Source organism: Streptomyces sp. NBC_00388, assembly GCF_036061255.1.
In the GTDB taxonomy this organism is placed as follows: Bacteria; Actinomycetota; Actinomycetes; order Streptomycetales; family Streptomycetaceae; genus Streptomyces.
The window spans coordinates 689,386-705,590 of record NZ_CP107948.1; the positions used below are offsets into that span (position 1 = coordinate 689,386).

13 protein-coding genes are annotated in these 16,205 nt (G+C 70.2%); 11 read left to right on the plus strand and 2 right to left on the minus strand.

Annotated features, from left to right (window positions below; all coding sequences use genetic code 11):
* Positions 1-139: 139 nt before the first annotated feature.
* From OG917_RS03165 to OG917_RS03195, 7 genes are all read left to right on the plus strand, one after another.
* Positions 140-352, plus strand: a complete 213-nt coding sequence (locus OG917_RS03165) for a hypothetical protein (protein ID WP_328315960.1) — start codon at positions 140-142, stop codon at positions 350-352.
* A gap of 137 nt (positions 353-489) precedes the next feature.
* Positions 490-1,686, plus strand: a complete 1,197-nt coding sequence (locus OG917_RS03170) for a hypothetical protein (protein ID WP_328315961.1) — start codon at positions 490-492, stop codon at positions 1,684-1,686.
* A 14-nt stretch (positions 1,687-1,700) separates the two neighbouring features.
* Positions 1,701-3,680 (plus strand): FAD/NAD(P)-binding protein, encoded by a 1,980-nt coding sequence (locus OG917_RS03175; protein WP_328315962.1) that lies wholly within the window; start codon positions 1,701-1,703, stop codon positions 3,678-3,680.
* A complete protein-coding gene (locus OG917_RS03180; protein ID WP_328315964.1) occupies positions 3,677-4,753 on the plus strand; it encodes an alkaline phosphatase family protein in 1,077 nt (358 codons plus the stop codon). Before OG917_RS03175 ends, OG917_RS03180 begins: the two co-directional genes overlap by 4 nt.
* Positions 4,750-6,075, plus strand: a complete 1,326-nt coding sequence (locus OG917_RS03185; RefSeq protein WP_328315965.1) for an LLM class flavin-dependent oxidoreductase — start codon at positions 4,750-4,752, stop codon at positions 6,073-6,075. The genes OG917_RS03180 and OG917_RS03185 overlap by 4 nt, the downstream gene beginning before the upstream one ends.
* Positions 6,072-6,275, plus strand: coding sequence for a hypothetical protein (locus OG917_RS03190; protein ID WP_328315966.1), 204 nt, complete (start codon positions 6,072-6,074; stop codon positions 6,273-6,275). Before OG917_RS03185 ends, OG917_RS03190 begins: the two co-directional genes overlap by 4 nt.
* Complete coding sequence (locus tag OG917_RS03195; RefSeq protein ID WP_328315967.1) at positions 6,268-7,791, plus strand: amidase; 1,524 nt, start codon at positions 6,268-6,270, stop codon at positions 7,789-7,791. Before OG917_RS03190 ends, OG917_RS03195 begins: the two co-directional genes overlap by 8 nt.
* A 113-nt stretch (positions 7,792-7,904) precedes the next feature.
* Here OG917_RS03195 and OG917_RS03200 read toward each other — a convergent pair whose 3' ends face one another.
* The gene (locus OG917_RS03200; RefSeq protein ID WP_328315968.1) at positions 7,905-9,677 is read right to left on the minus strand and encodes a M28 family peptidase; all 1,773 of its coding nucleotides are present in this window, start codon (positions 9,675-9,677) and stop codon (positions 7,905-7,907) included.
* 526 nt (positions 9,678-10,203) lie between these two features.
* Here OG917_RS03200 and asnB point away from each other — a divergent pair.
* The 4 genes from asnB (at position 10,204) to OG917_RS03220 (ending at position 14,726) form a co-directional block, all read left to right on the plus strand.
* Entirely contained in the window at positions 10,204-12,402 is a 2,199-nt protein-coding gene (gene asnB, locus OG917_RS03205; protein ID WP_328315969.1) for an asparagine synthase (glutamine-hydrolyzing), read from the plus strand.
* A 53-nt stretch (positions 12,403-12,455) separates the two neighbouring features.
* On the plus strand, positions 12,456-13,241 hold the full coding sequence (locus tag OG917_RS03210; protein ID WP_328315970.1) for a nucleotidyltransferase domain-containing protein: 786 nt from the start codon (positions 12,456-12,458) through the stop codon (positions 13,239-13,241).
* Positions 13,238-13,525 (plus strand): PqqD family protein, encoded by a 288-nt coding sequence (locus OG917_RS03215; RefSeq protein ID WP_328315971.1) that lies wholly within the window; start codon positions 13,238-13,240, stop codon positions 13,523-13,525. The genes OG917_RS03210 and OG917_RS03215 overlap by 4 nt, the downstream gene beginning before the upstream one ends.
* Before the next feature lie 121 nt (positions 13,526-13,646).
* On the plus strand, positions 13,647-14,726 hold the full coding sequence (locus OG917_RS03220; protein WP_328315972.1) for a diiron oxygenase: 1,080 nt from the start codon (positions 13,647-13,649) through the stop codon (positions 14,724-14,726).
* Between the two features lie 87 nt (positions 14,727-14,813).
* Here the strand turns inward: OG917_RS03220 and clpX are convergent, their stop codons facing one another.
* Positions 14,814-16,088, minus strand: coding sequence for an ATP-dependent Clp protease ATP-binding subunit ClpX (clpX, locus tag OG917_RS03225; protein WP_328315973.1), 1,275 nt, complete (start codon positions 16,086-16,088; stop codon positions 14,814-14,816).
* Between the last annotated feature and the right edge of the window lie 117 nt (positions 16,089-16,205).

Sequence of the window (16,205 nt, forward strand, 5' to 3'; positions counted from 1 at the left end):
CTCATTCGAGTAAAGAAATGCACTTCCACGACCCGCCATTGAGCACCCCAGGTCACCTTGACGGTTCCCCGATGTGCCAGGTTAATCTCCGGCCATCGGGAAAATCTTCCCGACTGACAAATAAGGGAGGGTGGTCAACATGCGTGAAGCTGTTTCCACCGCTGTGCAGAGCAGCAACTTCAACCTGAAGAATGAGCTCGTCGAGCTCATTCCTTCCGGTGCTGTCGCCGAGCACGCCGTCATGGGCGTCCGCGAGCTGGAGGCCTTCCGTGCCGCCGGTTCCTTCGTGCCGGCCTCGAAGCACGGCCTTGAGGTCATCACGGGCGCCAGCTGCGAGACCGGCGCTCAGTAATTGAATGACCGAGTGGGCCGCCATTCGTCCGGCGGCCCACTCGCCATCCATCGCGTAATTCCCGCACACTCTATCGACGCCGAATAGGACTGGTTATGCCCGACACTTCTTCACGCGAGCTTCCTTCGGTTTCTGTTGTGACCTCGCACGGTCGGCAGCAGCTGAGCGGGGAAGCCGATGAGCGGCTGATCGACATCCTCAGCCGCAACCATGTCCCGTGGTCCGCCGTCGCGGCCTATGTGATGCCCAAGTCCGGCGGTGACCCGACCCTCTCTCCGTCCCTGGACCGGCGGCTCGGAGATTTCGAGGACGCGTCCGAGATTCTTCTGTACTTCAACCGGAACGTGAACCCGTTCAATTTCTCCATCGAGGACTTCAAGACGATCGAGAGCGACCACCCCGGCGCCGAGGCCACCGAGTACATCTACCAGCGGCTCGACAACGAGACCGGCACCGCCGAATCGTTCCTCAAGAAGCTCAGCCCGGAGGAGTGCCGGCAGATCATTGCCGACCGCGTCGGTGACACCGTCCGGGCCCACGTGCCCGAAGGCGCGGACCTGGTCGTGGGAGTGAGCGGCGGCGGTGACAGCAACGCCCTGCTGTACGGCCTGAGCCAGCTGACCGACCACGGCGTGCGGGTCCACCCGGTGATTCTCAAGGGTATTCCGGACTGGGACGCGGGTGTCCCCCGGGCGCAGGCCCTCTGCGAGAAGTACGGGCTCGAACTGACGGTCATGGAGGCCGACGAGGTCAAGCAGCTGCTCGGCATTCCTGCCGACTCCGTCGAACTCATCGACCGTTTCGAGCGTGAATTCCAGGGCGACGACTTCGAGTTCCTCGGCACGCTGTTGATCCGCCTCGCTCTCTCCAAGGCCGCGCGCGACATCGGTACCTCGTACATCTGCACCGGTGTGAATCTTGAGGACATCGTCTGCGAGAACCTCTACCGGGTGACGACCGGCCTGAAGCCCGCCGCCTTCCCCGCACGGCAGATCGGGGAGACCGTACTCGTCCTCCCGCTGTGGCTCTGCCCCAAGCGCATCATCGACGGCTGCTTCCCCAAGTTCTCACTGGAGAACTACGACGCCCGCTACCCGTGCTTCTCGCTCGGCCGCAACCTCTACTACAGCGTCGTATACGCCATGCAGTCGCAGTTCCCCGGCTACCTGGAACAGGTCGCCCGCGGTCTGTCGCAGCTGAGCCTCAAGGACCCGGTGGAGTACACCTACAACGAACAGCTCGGGTTCCACGTCGAACGCACCGTCCCCTTCCCGCTGTTGCGCAAGTTCCAGAAGATGCTCAGCGGCGCTCTGCCGAACTCCCCCGCCAGCTGACCGGAGCGCCCGACGTGAGAGAGCAGTGCCTGACCATCGTCGGCGGCGGCCCCATGTGCACCTATGCGGTGGCCCAGCTGGCCGCCGTGCTGCCCGGGGCCCCGCCGGCGGGGCCGCTGCGCCTGGTGGTCTTCGAGCGGGGCGGCCGGGCCGGCGCCGGTGAGGTGCACAGCGACACGCAGTCGCGCACCGGCTACCTCAACCGGGTGGCCGGGCAGATCGCCTTCGCCCCCGACGAATCCACCGAACCGCCGCTGAAGCTGCTCCCGAAGGCGCTGCGCCCCACCTTCCAGGAGTGGTGCGCCCAGCAGTACGAACGCACCGGCGACCCGGACTTCGACCTGCGGCCGTACGAGGTGCCCCGGCGCTATGTGCACGGCCTGGCGCTGCGCGAGATGTTCCTGCAGTACGTGGCCAGGCTGGAGGCGCTGCCGCAGGTCACCGTCGAGCTGCGGGCCGCTGAGGTGACCGCTGTCCGGCGTGCGGACGGTCCGGACCCGGGTTTCGTGATCAGCGCGGGAGGGGACGGGGACCTCATCGCCGACGAGGTCCTCTTCGTCACCGGGCACTCCTGGAACACCCCGGCCCCGGGCAGCGCGGAGGAGCTCCTCGCCGGGAAGCAGGGGTACATACCGTGCGCGTACCCCCTCGGGGAGACACTCGGCGAAGAAGCGGTCCGCCCGGGGAGGCCCGTCGCCGTGCGCGGTCTCGGGCTGACCTTCATCGACGTCGTACTGCAACTGACCGAAGGCCGCGGGGGGACCTTCGTACCGGACGCGGGGGCCCTGCCCCAGGGGTTGCGCTACGTCCCGGGAGGGCGTGAGCCGTCGTCGATCGTCGCGTTCAGCCCGAGTGGCGTTCCGGTGTCGGGGCGTCCGCTGAACCACAAGGTCTCCGACCCCGCCCGGCTTGAGCACAGAGGGGTCTTCTTCACCGTCGAAGCGGTACGCGCGCTGCGTGCGCGGGTGGGACCCGCTCAGGCGTCCGGGCGGCGGCCACTCGACTTCGACCTCCATCTCTTTCCGCTGGTCGTCCTGGAGATGGCCTGGGTGCACCACAGGACACTCCGGGGCGACGAGGCGGCCGGCCGGTTGCGGGCGGCAGCAGGGCCGGCCTTCCGGCGCTTCCTCGCCGGTGACGGCCCGTGGGGCGAGGAGGGCGCGGACACCCTGGTCGAGTCCCTGGAGGAGCCGCTGGACGGCGGCCGGTTCGACTGGCGCGCCGTGCTCGACCCACTGCCCGCGGCCCGGGCGGTACGCGGCGACGACGGCGCGGACTGGGCCCGGCAGACCGCCGGTTACCTGCGGCGCGACCACGCCGACGCGCTGGAGGGCAACCTCGGCAACGCGCTCAAGGCCGCCTGCGACGGGGTGTGGCGCGACCTGCGCGCCGTGTTCGGTGAAGCGGTCGACTTCGGCGGTCTGACTGCCGCTTCGCACCGCCGGTTCGTACGCACCCATCTCCGCCACTACAACCGGCTGTCCAACGGCGCCGGACTTGAGCCCATGCGCAAGGTACTCGCCCTGCTCGACACCGGGCTGCTCGACCTCTCGGTGGGGCCACGGCCGTCGGTCGTGCCGGTGGACGGCGGCGCGCGGCGGTCCTTCCGCGTGACGGGCTCCGCCACCGGAGCGGTCCGTACGGTCGACGCCGTCGTCGAGGGGCGGGTGCATCCCTTCGACCCCCACCGCGATGTGCTGCCGCTCTACCGGACGCTGCTGGGCTCCGGACTGGCCAGGCAGTGGCGCAACGAGGGACACGACGGCGCCCCGGACTTCGTACCGGGCGGGCTCGACCTCACGGAGCGCTTCCACCCGGTGCTGCCGGACGGAGGCACCGAACCCCGGCTCACCTTTCTCGGCGCCCCCGCGGAAGGGCTCCGGGTCTTCCAGCAGAGTGCGGCGCGCCCCTCCTCCAACAGCTCGGTCCTGGGCGTGGCCGCGCAGTGGGCCGAGGAAGCGGTGGAGCGACTGGCCCGCGCGGAGGGGGCATGAGCACGGCGTTCCGCTCACGGCTGGCCGCACTGACAGCCGCGGCAGCGACCCACGCCGCGCCCCGGCACCTCGTGGTCCTGGCCGTCGACGGGCTCCCGTTCGAGCAGGCCGTGGCGCACTGGCCGCACGCGAGGACCGAACGGCTCACCTCGGTCCGCCCGACGACCTCGTCGGCCGGCTGGCTCTCGTCGCTCACCGGGTGCCCGGTCGCCGAACACGGCGTCCCCGGAGTGGTCTTCAGCGATCCCGGCGGCTCGGGGGCACTGATCAACGTGATGGAGTACGCGGGTCCCGGGCTGACTCCCGTCCGCGAGAACATCTTCAGTGACGCGGCGCGTTCTGGTCTGCGCCCTCTCGCCGTCCTCGGTGACCTGGAGGCGTACCCGTCCAGCTGGCGGGACGCGCTGCTGCGGCACGCCGAGCCCGTCACCGGGCACCGGTTCTACACGGGGCCCGGGACCGTGGCGGACGGTTCCTACCGGCCGCCGCCCCCCGGGGAGGTCGCCGGCCGTCTCCGCAGCGCGATCGGGACCACGCTCGCCCGGTACGGCGGCGAAGGACCCTGCCTGCTGTGGTGCTTCGTCGAACTCGACCGCCACGTCCATCACCACGGGTACGACAGCCACGTCCAGCAGGTGCTCACCCGCATCGGGACACTGGCGCAGGAACTGGCGGACCGGGGTGTCGCGGTGGCTGCCCACGCCGATCACGGGCTCACTCCGACCCGGCACGATCCCGGACTGCAGCTGATGCTGGACCGGCTCGGCAAGGAACACCGATTCACCATGGGGGGCGCGGGGCGCGTCCGGTGGCTGTACCCGCAGACCGCCGGTACCGACCGGCTCGCCACCGTGCTGCGGCGTGAACTACCGCATGACATAAGGCTGGTGGGGACCGAGGAGCTCCTGGAGCCCGGCTCGCTGGCAGGCCGCAGGGCCGGCCCGCTCACCCTGATCGCCGAGGGAACCGGCTTCCTCACCGACCCCGCGTACACCCACGATCACGGCTCCGCCTCCCCGGCCGAGCTCTACACCCCCCTGTCCACCTGGGGCTTCGAAGGGAAGACTCGATGACGGAACGCGCCCATATGCGGCTCGGGGCCTTCCTCTACCCGACCGGCTACCACGTGGCGGCCTGGCGTCACCCCGACGTCCCCGCCGACGCCGGTGTGAACATCTCCCACTACACCGAGCTGGCCAGGACCGCCGAGCGCGGGCGGTTCGACTTCCTTTTCCTCCCTGACAGTTCGGCGCTGCGCGGGACCGACATGGAGGCGCTGAGCCGTACCGCGATCCGCTATGTCGCCCAGTTCGAGCCCCTCACCCTGCTCGGCGCGCTCAGCGCCGCGACCGAGCGGATCGGGCTGACGGCGACGGTGTCCTCGACCTACACCGAGCCGTACCACGCGGCCCGGATGATCGCCTCACTCGACCACATCAGCGCGGGCAGGGCGGGGTGGAACCTCGTCACCTCGCAGAATCCGTACGAGGCCTACAACTTCGGCCTCACCGAACACCCCGAGCACGGTGCGAGGTACGCGCGGGCCGAAGAGTACGCGCAGGTCGTCAAGGGTCTCTGGGACACCTGGTCGGACGAGGCGTGGGTCCGCGACAAGGAGGCCGGGCAGTTCTTCGACCCGGACGGTGTGCGCCCGCTCGGCCACCGGGGCGACCACTTCACGGTACGCGGCCCGCTCAACATGCCACGCACCCCGCAGGGGCATCCGGTGACGATCCAGGCGGGATCGTCGGGTCCTGGCCGCGAACTGGCCGCTGCCACCGCCGATGTGGTGTTCACCGCGCAGCAGTCGGTTGCCGGGGCGCAGGCCTTCACCGCCGACGTGAAGGCGCGGGCCGAGAAGCACGGGCGGTCCCGGGAGTCGGTGCAGGTGATGACGGGGATCTTCCCCTTTGTCGGACGCACCATGGCGGAGGCCGAGGACAAGTTCGAGTGCCTCCAGGACCTGATCGATCCGCAGGTGGGGCTCTCCCTGCTCAGCAGTGAACTGGGTCATGTCGATCTGAGCGGCTACGACCTGGACGGGCCGCTCCCGGAGATCCCCCCGTCCAACTCGGGAAAGTCGCGGAGCGAACTGCTGGCGAAGATGGCAGCGGAGGAAGGACTGAGCATCCGTCAGCTGTACAAGCGGGTGGCCGGGTCGCGCGGCCACCGTCAAGTCGTCGGCACGGCCGAGTCGGTCGCGGACGAGCTGGCCGACTGGTTCCGGAGCGGTGCGGCGGACGGGTTCATCGTGATGCCCCCTCAATTGCCTTCTTCTCTCGCTGACTTCACCGATCTCGTGGTGCCCGAACTCCAGCGCCGGGGGCTGTTCCGCACCGAGTACGAAGGAACGACGCTGCGGGACCATCTCGGGCTGGGGAGGCCTGCCAGGTGAACAGGGCAGGCGAGCCGTCCGACTTCGACCTGGTGATGTCGCGTGCGGGACTGTCCGTACCCCCGGAGTTCCGGGCCGGGACGGCAGCCTCGTACGCCGAACTCATGGCGATGGCAGAGCTGTTGCGCAGTGCGGATCGCCCGGTCGGCCATGAGCCGTCGGGCGTGTACCGGATGAGGACGGAACCCCCTGTTGACTGAACACCGTGTACGGACGAGAACCACCGCGGGTCCCGGTCCCGGCGGGCGCCGGCAATCCGGACCCGGCCGGCCGGGAGAGACCGCAGCGCCGGACGGCTCGGCGCCGCTGCACGAGCTCACGGTCGCCGAGGCCGGGGCCCGGATGCGCTCCGGCACCCTGACGTCGTCGGAGCTGACCCGGCACGCCCTGGAGCGGATCGCGCGGATCGATCCGCTGCTGAACGCGTTCGTGACGGTGACCGGGGAGCGCGCGCTGGAGGACGCGGCGCGGGCCGACCGGGAACTGGCGGCGGGCATCGACCGGGGCCCGATGCAGGGCATTCCCTACGGGCTCAAGGACATCTTCGACACCGAGGGGATCCGCACCACCAGCCACTCGTGGCTGATGGTCGACCACGTCCCGGACACGGACAGCGAGGTCGAGGCCCGGCTGCGGGCGGCCGGTGGGGTCCTGGTCGGCAAGCTGGCGACCCATGAGTTCGCGCTGGGCGGCCCGAGCCCCGAGCTGCCTTTCCCGACGGCACGCAACCCCTGGAACCCCGAGCACTTCACCGGCGCTTCGTCCTCAGGGGCAGGGGCCGCCGTCGCCGCGGGACTGGTGCGGGTCGCCTTCGGCTCCGACACCAGCGGATCAGTCCGCGGGCCCGCCTGCCTCTGCGGGACCGTGGGGTTCAAGCCGACATACGGCCTGGTCTCCCGGCGCGGCGCCTTCCCGCTCTCGTACGCGCTCGACCACATGGGGCCGCTCGGCTGGACCGTGGAGGACACCGCGATCGCCCTGGGCGCGGTGGCCGGCCACGACCCGCTGGACCCGGCCAGCGTCCGGAGTCCTGTTCCCGTGTACACGAACGGCCTCGGCAGGGGTGTGCGTGGACTGCGGGTGGCCTACGCGCCGGGCTGGTTCGCCGGGGACCCCGGGACCTCACCGGAGGTGGTGGCGGCGATCGAACGCGCACTCGCCGCGCTGACGGAGGGCGGCGCGAGGATCACCGAGGTCGAACTGCCCCCGTACGCCCTCTTCAACGCCTGCGGCCGGGTCATCATGTCCGCCGAGGCGTACGCCATCCACGAGGCCGATCTGAGGGCGCGTCCCGGTTCTTACGGCCGCTACACCTACCAGCGCATCGCCCCGGCGGCCGGTCTGAGCGCGGCCGATCTGCTGCAGGCGTACCGGCTGCGCCAGGAGCTGGCCGACACCGTGCAGGGCACCGTGTTCGACCGGTACGACGTGCTGGTCACGGCGACCGGTCTCGCCCCGGCCGGCCGGCTTGACGCCTTCCCGCTGGACTGGCCGCCCCCGCGCGGGCTGACCGGGATGCAGACGATCCCGTTCAATGTGACGGGCCACCCGGCGCTCGCCCTGCCGACTGGACTCTCCGGCTCGGGGCTCCCCCTGGGCATGCAGATCGTGGGCCGCCCGTTCGACGAGGCGACGGTTCTGCGGGCCGGCTCGGTGGTGGAGTCGGCCACCGGTCATCCGGGACGCAGGCCCGCGATGTGCGCCCCGCCCGCCTGACGGACGGGGCGCGGGCGGGCGGGGCGCAGGCGGACAGGGTACGGGCAGGCGGGGTGCGGGCAGGCGGGCACGCGGGGCACCCGGGGACGGCGCGTCCCGCGGGGCCCCGCCGCTCATACCTCGGCCAGCCAGCCCGACTCCAGCAGCGCGTCGAAGAGCCGCTCGGTACCGGCGGCTTCCAGTGGGCGCCGCAGCGCGTAGGAGGTGTCGGCGCACACCGCCCGGCGGTCCCGCCGGCCGTCGGCGCGGATGGCCAGGTTGAACAGCACCGACAACTGGTGTTTGTCGGCGGCGATCATCGAGGCGAGCCGGGCCCGTGTCGCCGGGGGCAGTTCCCCCAGCATGGCGCGGAGATTCAGCGGGCCGTCCCAGCGGCGCTCCACGGGCCGGCCCCCGGAAGGGACGCCGGCAGCCGCGGGGAGCCCCTGCCCACCGGGCGGGGCGCCGGCGGCCAGGGACCGCAACTCCTCGTTCCAGCGCAGCACATGGCCGTGCAGTCCCTGGCCCCAGGCGTCGCCGCGCCGTCGGGCGACCCGGGCCGCGGCCTCCTCCTCGCCCGCGCACCAGCCGTCCACGATCCTGCCGAGCGCGTCCGGGCCCGGCCCGTCGTTGGCGAGCAGCAGCGCGAGCGCCGCGCCGGCGGTGGTGGCGCGCGCCATCTCCACCGGCGACACCTTGTCGGGGGAATCGGCCGCCGAGTGGTTGAACCGGTCGTCCGGATGACAGAACTGCACCGCGGGGCGGTCCACCGAGGGATCGGCGTACAGGGCGTGGTCCGAGAAGCCGAGGAAGGGCGAGGGACTCCAGGTCCCGGGGCTGTCCCCGGTGGCGGCGAAGACCTGTTCCACCACGTGTTCGGCCAGCGGCGCCAGCAGGGTGGGGCTGGTCTCCGGGGGCCGTTCGACGACGAAGGGCGAGCGGCAGAGCGCCTGGTCCTCGCCCACCATGTCCAGGTTGATCAGAGCCGCGGGCAACCTGCCGCCGCCCGGCTGTGAACGGCTGTGCAGTACTGCCGCGTTGCCGAGGAACTCGGCTCCCCAGAAGAACCGGACCGGGCGCCGTGTGCCGTACGCGGAGTCCGCGCGGCGGACCCGGGACAGTGCGTCGGCCACACCGAGCAGCGCGGCCACCCCTGACGCGTTGTCGTTGGAGCCTGGACGGGGGTGGCAGAGGTGTGCGGTCAGCCAGATCTCGTCGTCCGTGTCGTCTCCGGGCAGCACCCCGCTGACGACCGGCATCGCGGCGGTCCGGTCGACGGCGATCTCGGCCCGCACGCTCCCTCCGCCGTCCGCGGCCGACGCTGCCGCCCCGAACATGGCAGGCGTGACACTGAAGGCGAAGAGGGCGCTGTCCATGGGGAGTTCGATACGGCCGGGCTTCGGTTCCCCGTCCGCCGTGTTGCACGGTGCGTCGGTCAGCAGGCCGAGCGCACCGGCCGCCGTGAGCTCGGGGATCAGTGAGCCCCGGAGGAAGGCGGACCGGTCCACGACCGCGACGGTACCGGCCAGCCGGGAGCCGATCGCCTCGTCACCGCGGATCCGGACCAGCGGCGCCACGGCTCCGCCCGCAGGGGTGGCGGCGGAGTAGGCCGCCAGGGCGAACGGCTGCTGCGCGTGGTCCGTGTGCGCGACGGCGGGGCCGGTGCCCCCGGCGCCCGCGAAGACGGTGCAGCGGGCGGTCAGCGGCGTCCAGGAGACCGGCGCGCGGAAGGTCCACCACTGCGGTTTCCCGTCGGCCGGGAAGTGGGTGACGGCCACCTCGTCGAGGCCTGCGCGAGCGGCCTCGCCGGCCACCACCGCGGCGGCCTGCCCGAGTCCGAGCGACGCCTGATACCGGTCGAAGGAACTGATACGCGCCACGTTGTCCATGACGCTGTCGATCCGCATGGTGCGCATAAGGCGCGATACCGATGATTCACTCAAAGAGGACACCCCGAATCGATTGCCGAGTCGCGATCTATATAGAGCAGGGAACGCCGGCGGCCAAGATTCTGTCTCATGTCGCAGGCATGTATGGGGGAGGCATATTGCAGCAATTCCCTGTCACGCACACCCCTGACCAGCAACTATGCGGGCCGATAAGGAATTTCTGACACGTCGCTTGTCTCATGTGGACCTTGACGGAGACCGGGATCTGACGGTTGCATTTCGAGCGTACCGACCGAGGGAATTCAGGCGGGCCGTAAGTCGGGCCCTGCCGGTCCCGTTCAATGGCGGGGAGGTGAATGCAATGCGCAAGTACACCAAGCCGGTGGCCAAGGAGGTTACCTCCGGCACCGTCCTCAAGAGCGTCGTCTGAGTCTCTCAGCACGGCATCAGTGCCGCGCCCGGGGCGATCCGGGCGCGGCACCACCCGTACCGGCACCGCGCGTCGGCGAGCCCGGCCCGACCCCGTAGCGAATGAGGTAGCTGTATGTGTGGCCTGTCCGGGATCGCCCGCCTCGACGGCGGGATCGCCGACGAACGGGCGGATGCTCTTCTCCGCCGGATGGCCAGGGCCGTCGCGCACCGCGGACCCGACGACGAGACCTACCTGCGCTCCGGACCCGTCGGCCTCGGCTTCGTACGGCTCTCACTGGTCGACCCGGAGGGCGGCGCCCAGCCTCTCTCCACCGACGACGGATCCCTCGTCCTGATCGCCAACGGCGAGGTGTACAACCACCGTGAGCTCGCGGACGGCCTGCCGGCCGGCACCCGGATGCGCACCCGTTCCGACTGCGAGGTGCTGCTGCACCTGTACCGCAGGGACGGCCTGAACTTCCTCGACCGGGTGCGCGGGATGTTCTCGCTGGTGCTCTGGGACCGTGACCGCGGCCGGCTGATCTTCGCCCGCGACCGGTTCGGCATCAAGCCGCTCTTCTACCACCGCAACCAGGAACGGGTGGTCTTCGCCAGCGAGATGAAGGCGCTGTTCGAAGACCCCGCCTGCCCGCGCGAGCTCGACTGGGGCCGGGCGCTGTCCGACCAGATGCTCACCATGGCGCCGGTGACGGACGACAGCCCCGCCCACTCGTGGTTCAAGGACATCGAGCTGGTGCCGGCCGCCTCCATCGTCTCGATCGATGTGCGCGACGGCACCACCTCGACCCACCGCTACTGGGACTTCCCGGCCTACGACGGCGGGTCCACCGCGTCCGAGAGCGAACTCGTCCGGGACTACGGGACGTTCCTGGCGGAGAGTGTCGCCGAGTGCCAGATGGCCGATGTCGAGATCGGGCTGTTCCTCAGCGGCGGGATCGACTCGGCGGCCGTGGCGGCCCTCGCCGGGGTCAAGCCGCGCACCTTCACCGCGCTCAACGGCAGCACGCTCGCCAACGGGGACGCGGAGTCCGCGCACAACTTCGCGCGCTCCCTCTCCCTGACCAACCATCAAGTGCTGCTGGACACGGCCCATGTGCCCTCCGCCGAGGAGTGGAAGAGGCATCTGTGGCTGATGGAGACGCCGCTCGCCGGGCCCGAGACCTTCTACAAGTACGAGATGTACCGCTACGTCGGCGCACACGCACCCGAGATCAAGGCCATGCTGCTGGGCGGCGGAGCCGACGAGTTCAACGGCGGCTACTCGGCGACCATCGCGGGCGGCGGCGACTGGAACGACTTCCTCGCCAATGTCGACAGCCTCGGCGTCAGCCGTGACCGGGGACTCCGTCCGGACCTCGGCGCCTGGTGGGACAGGTCGGGCCGGTCCCCGGTCAGCGCCCGCCATCTGCGCGAGGCCGCCGGCGGCGCCGCCCCGGATCCCTACAGCGCCCTGTTCCGGTGGAAGTACCGCGACGTACAGCTCTACAACTGCTGGCACGAGGACCGCACGGCGGGCGGCAACGGCGTCGAGGCCCGGGTCCCCTTCCTCGACCACCGCCTCATCGAACTGGTCGCGGCCGTCCCCGCGCAGCTGCGTGCGAGCCTCGTGTGGGACAAACAGATACTGCGCCGCTCGATGGCCGGCATTCTGCCGCCCGAGATGGTGGACCGGCCCAAGGGCCCCTTCTTCTACGGGGACGGCGAGCACCACACGTACCGCACGTTCATCAGGATGCTCGCCCAGGACGGCGACCGCCTGCTCGAAGAGGCGCTCAGCGGCCCGGCCGCCCGCCACTACCTGGACGCCGACCAGGTCCGCTCCCAGCTGCGCCGCCTGGAGCGCGACCCGTCGGACGGCCATGTCGAGCTGCTGCTGCGGGTGGTCAACCTCGGCCTGATCGAGCAGATGACCGGCCATCTCCCCACCCCTCACGTCGAATCGGTGAAGGCAGCCGTGCCGCAGGGGGTGCCCGTGACGGACTGGGATGCGGAGCGGGAGAGCATCGAGTCCCGGGTGGTACGCCGGCCGGCCGTGGACACCGCGCTGAGCTTCGCACTCGCGGAGAACGTCCTGCTGCTGCACTCACAGGACGAGCCCACTCTCTGGTACGTGACCGTGGAGGGGTCGGTCGAGTACGTGATCGACGAGCTGGAGAACCCGTCCTGGGTGCGGCTGCTGCACGCGCTCGACGGCAAGCGGCCGCTGGCCGAGCTGCTCGGCGCCGCCGGTGTCACGCACGCGTCGGTGGAGTCCCTGCTGGCCGAGTCGCTCGAACTGGGCCTGCTGACCTCCGGCCCCGCGGCCGCGTGAACGACGGCAGGGAGCCCGCGCCCCTCATACACGGACCATGGGAAGGACTTGGCGTGAAAGCGAGTCTGAACGGCTGCCTCGAAGAACTGGAACGCAGAGAGCTGCTGCCCCCCGATCATCTGGCCGTGATCTGCGTGGGTTCCGTGGCACGGGGCTGGGCGAACGAGATGAGCGACTACGACTTCAATGTGATCTCCCGCTCCTCCTGGCAGGGCGACAGCACCCGCACCATCCCGGTCCCGCTGCGGCCCGACACCGTGCCCGCCGCTGTGGTGTACGTGGACGGCCGCCGCTGGGAGGTCAAGTACTGGCAGGACACCCAGGTCGACCAGATGCTGGCCAAGGTGACCTGGGACCAGTTCGAGGAGGGCAACTCGACGGCCAAGGCGCTGATCGACGCCGAGGAGCTGTTCCTGGAGCGCCTCGCCACCTGCATCACCCTGAGCGGCACTTCCTGGGTGCGTGCCCGGCGGCAGGGGCTGGAGGGCACCGCGTTCCGCGCCTTCGTCACGACCCGGTCGCTCGCCGAGGCCGACGAGGCCGTGGAGGACGCACTCGGTCAGCTGGCCGCCAACGACACGGACAGCGCGGTCCTCTCCGCACGCAAGGCGTTCGGCCATGTGGTCGACGCACTGCTGGAGAGCCACGGCGCCTTCGGCTCACGCACCCCCAAGTGGCGGGCGCGCCGCTTCCGTGAGGCCCAGCCGAAGCAGTTGTCCTACGCGGAGTACTGGGCCACCGAGACGATGAGCGGCTTCTCACCCGAGGAGCCGGGGGCCTGGGTGACACGGGTCATGGAACAGTGCAGGGACCTTTCCATAGAGGTGGAAATCCAATGACGGGGAAGTCGGAGCTGGAGCCCGGCAGCGTGGTGCGGCGCCGGATGGAGGCGCGGGTGCGCAAGTACCGGGGCAAGCTGTACGTCGCGGTACAGGATCAGGCCCTGGAGCTCGACGAGATCGCCGAGGCCATCTTCCGCCGGATCAACGGCACTTCGACGCTCCGGGAGATCGGCGCGAGCCTGGCCGAGGAGTACGGCATCCCCGCGGACGTCGCACTGGCCGACGTCACCGACTTCGTCGAGCAGTTGCGGGGCCACGGCGTGGTGGAATCCGGCGCGTAACGGGTGAGCGGTCCTGGGCAGGTCCTCCTCCGCGTCCTGCGGCGGGCGCGCTCTGCCTCTCACCCGTCCTGGTGTCCGGGACCCCCAGCCGTCCGTGACTTCTCCGAGAGACTGATGCCGTATGTGCGGAACCGTAGGGATGTTCGTCGGCTGCTCCGCGCTCTTCTACTGCCCGAGGCAGCTGCTGAGCCGGACGGCACCGGACCCCGGGGCCGCCCCCGGCGACGACGGCCCGGAGGCCGGGGCTGCGCAGGAGGACCCCCCGGCGTACCGCAGTTCCTTCCGGAGCTGGTACGAGCGGGCCAGCGTCCGCAGTGCGCCGCGCCGGCTCGTGCGGATGGACGCGGACCAGGACGCCGGGCAGCCGCAGCGCTTCTTCTCCCCGGATCTCGTTCCGGTCGCCCGGCATCCGCTGGTCCGGGCGCTGCCGCCGGAGGTCTTCGACGAGATACTGGTCCAGCACCTGTACCGGTACCTCGACTTCACCGCCAAGCTGGAGTACCTGGTCGTGAACCGCACGGTCCTCGGCATCGCGCACGGCTCGGTCGGCGTCGACATCCCCGAGGAGATGCGGCTCGACGCGTACAAGATGTACTGCGACGAGGCGTACCACGCCCTGTTCTCGGCCGACCTCGCAGCCCAGGTACGGCGCGCGACGGGTCTCGCCCCCCGGCTGCCCGGCGAGCCGTTCTTCCTGCGCCGGCTCCAGGCCATCCTCGGTGAACTGCCGGCCGGCCGGCGCCCCCTGGCCGAGCTGCTCTTCGTGATCGTCTCCGAGACACTCATCTCCGCGAGTCTCGCGGAACTGCCCCAGCGGGACGGCGTCGTTCATGCGGTGAGCAGCACGATCCGGGACCACGCGGCGGACGAGGGGCGCCACCACGCCTACTTCGCGCACTTCCTGCGCCGGCTGTGGGCCCAGCTCGACCCCGCGGGGAGGGAGTTCGCGGGGCGGCTCGTTCCCCGGCTGATGGACGCCTTCCTCCGTCCCGACCTCGACGCGCTCCGCCAGGAACTGGCGGGGTACGGGCTGGGCCGGGACACCGCTGAGCAGATCGTCACCGAGGTGTACACACCGGAGGTGCTCGGCGCGCACGCCCGGGCCACCTCCGCGCAGACCCGGCGGTACTTCGTCCAGCTCGGTGCTTTCGACTCCGCCGCCGCCCAGGACGAGCTGGCGGCATACGGGCTGCGGGACTGAGACACACTCCACGCGTCCGCAGGACACAGGGGGCGGGGAGGGATCGCTCCCCGGCCCCGCCCCCTTCTTCCCGGGTCCGCCCTGCGGTCAGGTCCTGACCTGCGCCTCGCTCCGGCCCAGCAGCGGCTCGGCCCCGTGCAGCACGGTCTCCTCGGTCACGGTCACCCGCACCACGTCCTCCAGCGACGGCACGTCGTACATCACCGAGATCAGTGCCTCGTCCAGGATGGACCGCAGCCCCCGGGCGCCGGTGCCCCGGCTGATCGCCTGGTCGGCCACTGCCTCAAGTGCCGCGGGTTCGAAGGCCAGCTCCACCCCGTCCAGCTGGAACAGCTTCCGGTACTGGCGGACCAGGGCGTTCTTCGGCTCGGTGAGAATGCGCAGCAGCGCCTCCCGGTCCAGCTGGGCGACCGAGGTGATCATGGGCAGCCGGCCGATCAGCTCGGGGATCATCCCGAACTTCACCAGATCCTCCGGGGTGACGGCATCGAAGAGGTCGCCCGCCGCCTCCTCCTGCCGGGAGCGCACCTGACCGCCGAAGCCGATGCCCTTGGCCCGGGTGCGCTTCTCGATGATCTTCTCCAGGCCGGCGAACGCACCGCCGACGATGAACAGGATGTGGGAGGTGTCGATCTGCAGACCCTCCTGGGCTGTACGGCTGCGGCTCCCCTGGACGGCTCCGGTGCCCCGGTTCTGCGGTGTGACCGTGACGACCGAGCCTTCGAGTACCTTCAGCAGCGATTGCTGGACCCCTTCGCCGGACACATCACGTGAGACAGCGGGGCCGTCCCCCCGGCGGGCGATCTTGTCGATCTCGTCGATGTAGACGATCCCCGTCTCGGCCTTCTTCACATCGAAGTCCGCCGCCTGGATCAGCTTCAGCAGCAGCCCGTCGACGTCCTCCCCCACGTAGCCGGCCTCGGTCAGTCCGGTTGCGTCGGCGATGGCGAAGGGGACGTCGAGGATCCTGGCCAGCGTCTGGGTGAGCAACGTCTTCCCGGAGCCGGTGGGCCCCAGCAACAGGATGTTGGACTTCGCCAGTTCCACTTCGTCGTCGCCCGGCTCGTCGGCACGCACCCGCTTGTAATGGTTGTAGACAGCCACGGACAGCGACCTCTTTGCGCGGTCCTGACCCACGACATAAGTGTCCAGAAATGCCCGTATCTCACGTGGCTTCGGGAGTCCGCCGAGCCGGGTCATTGACTGCGACCTCTTTTCGTCGGCCACCACTTCCGCACAGAGGTCGACGCATCCGTCGCAGATATGGATACCGGGACCCGAGACAATCTTCAAGACTTCGTCTTGTCTCTTGTCGCAGAAGGAGCAGGTGAGTTGGGCTGCGCCGGGGCCGACAACGGTCATTCGGTGGACTCCTTCGAACCATGGACGGACGACTTCACGAATCCGAACTGAACCACACGGCGCATCAATTGAGTGTTGTGCCGCTCAATCGGCATGCCTTGATTGGTGATTATGAGA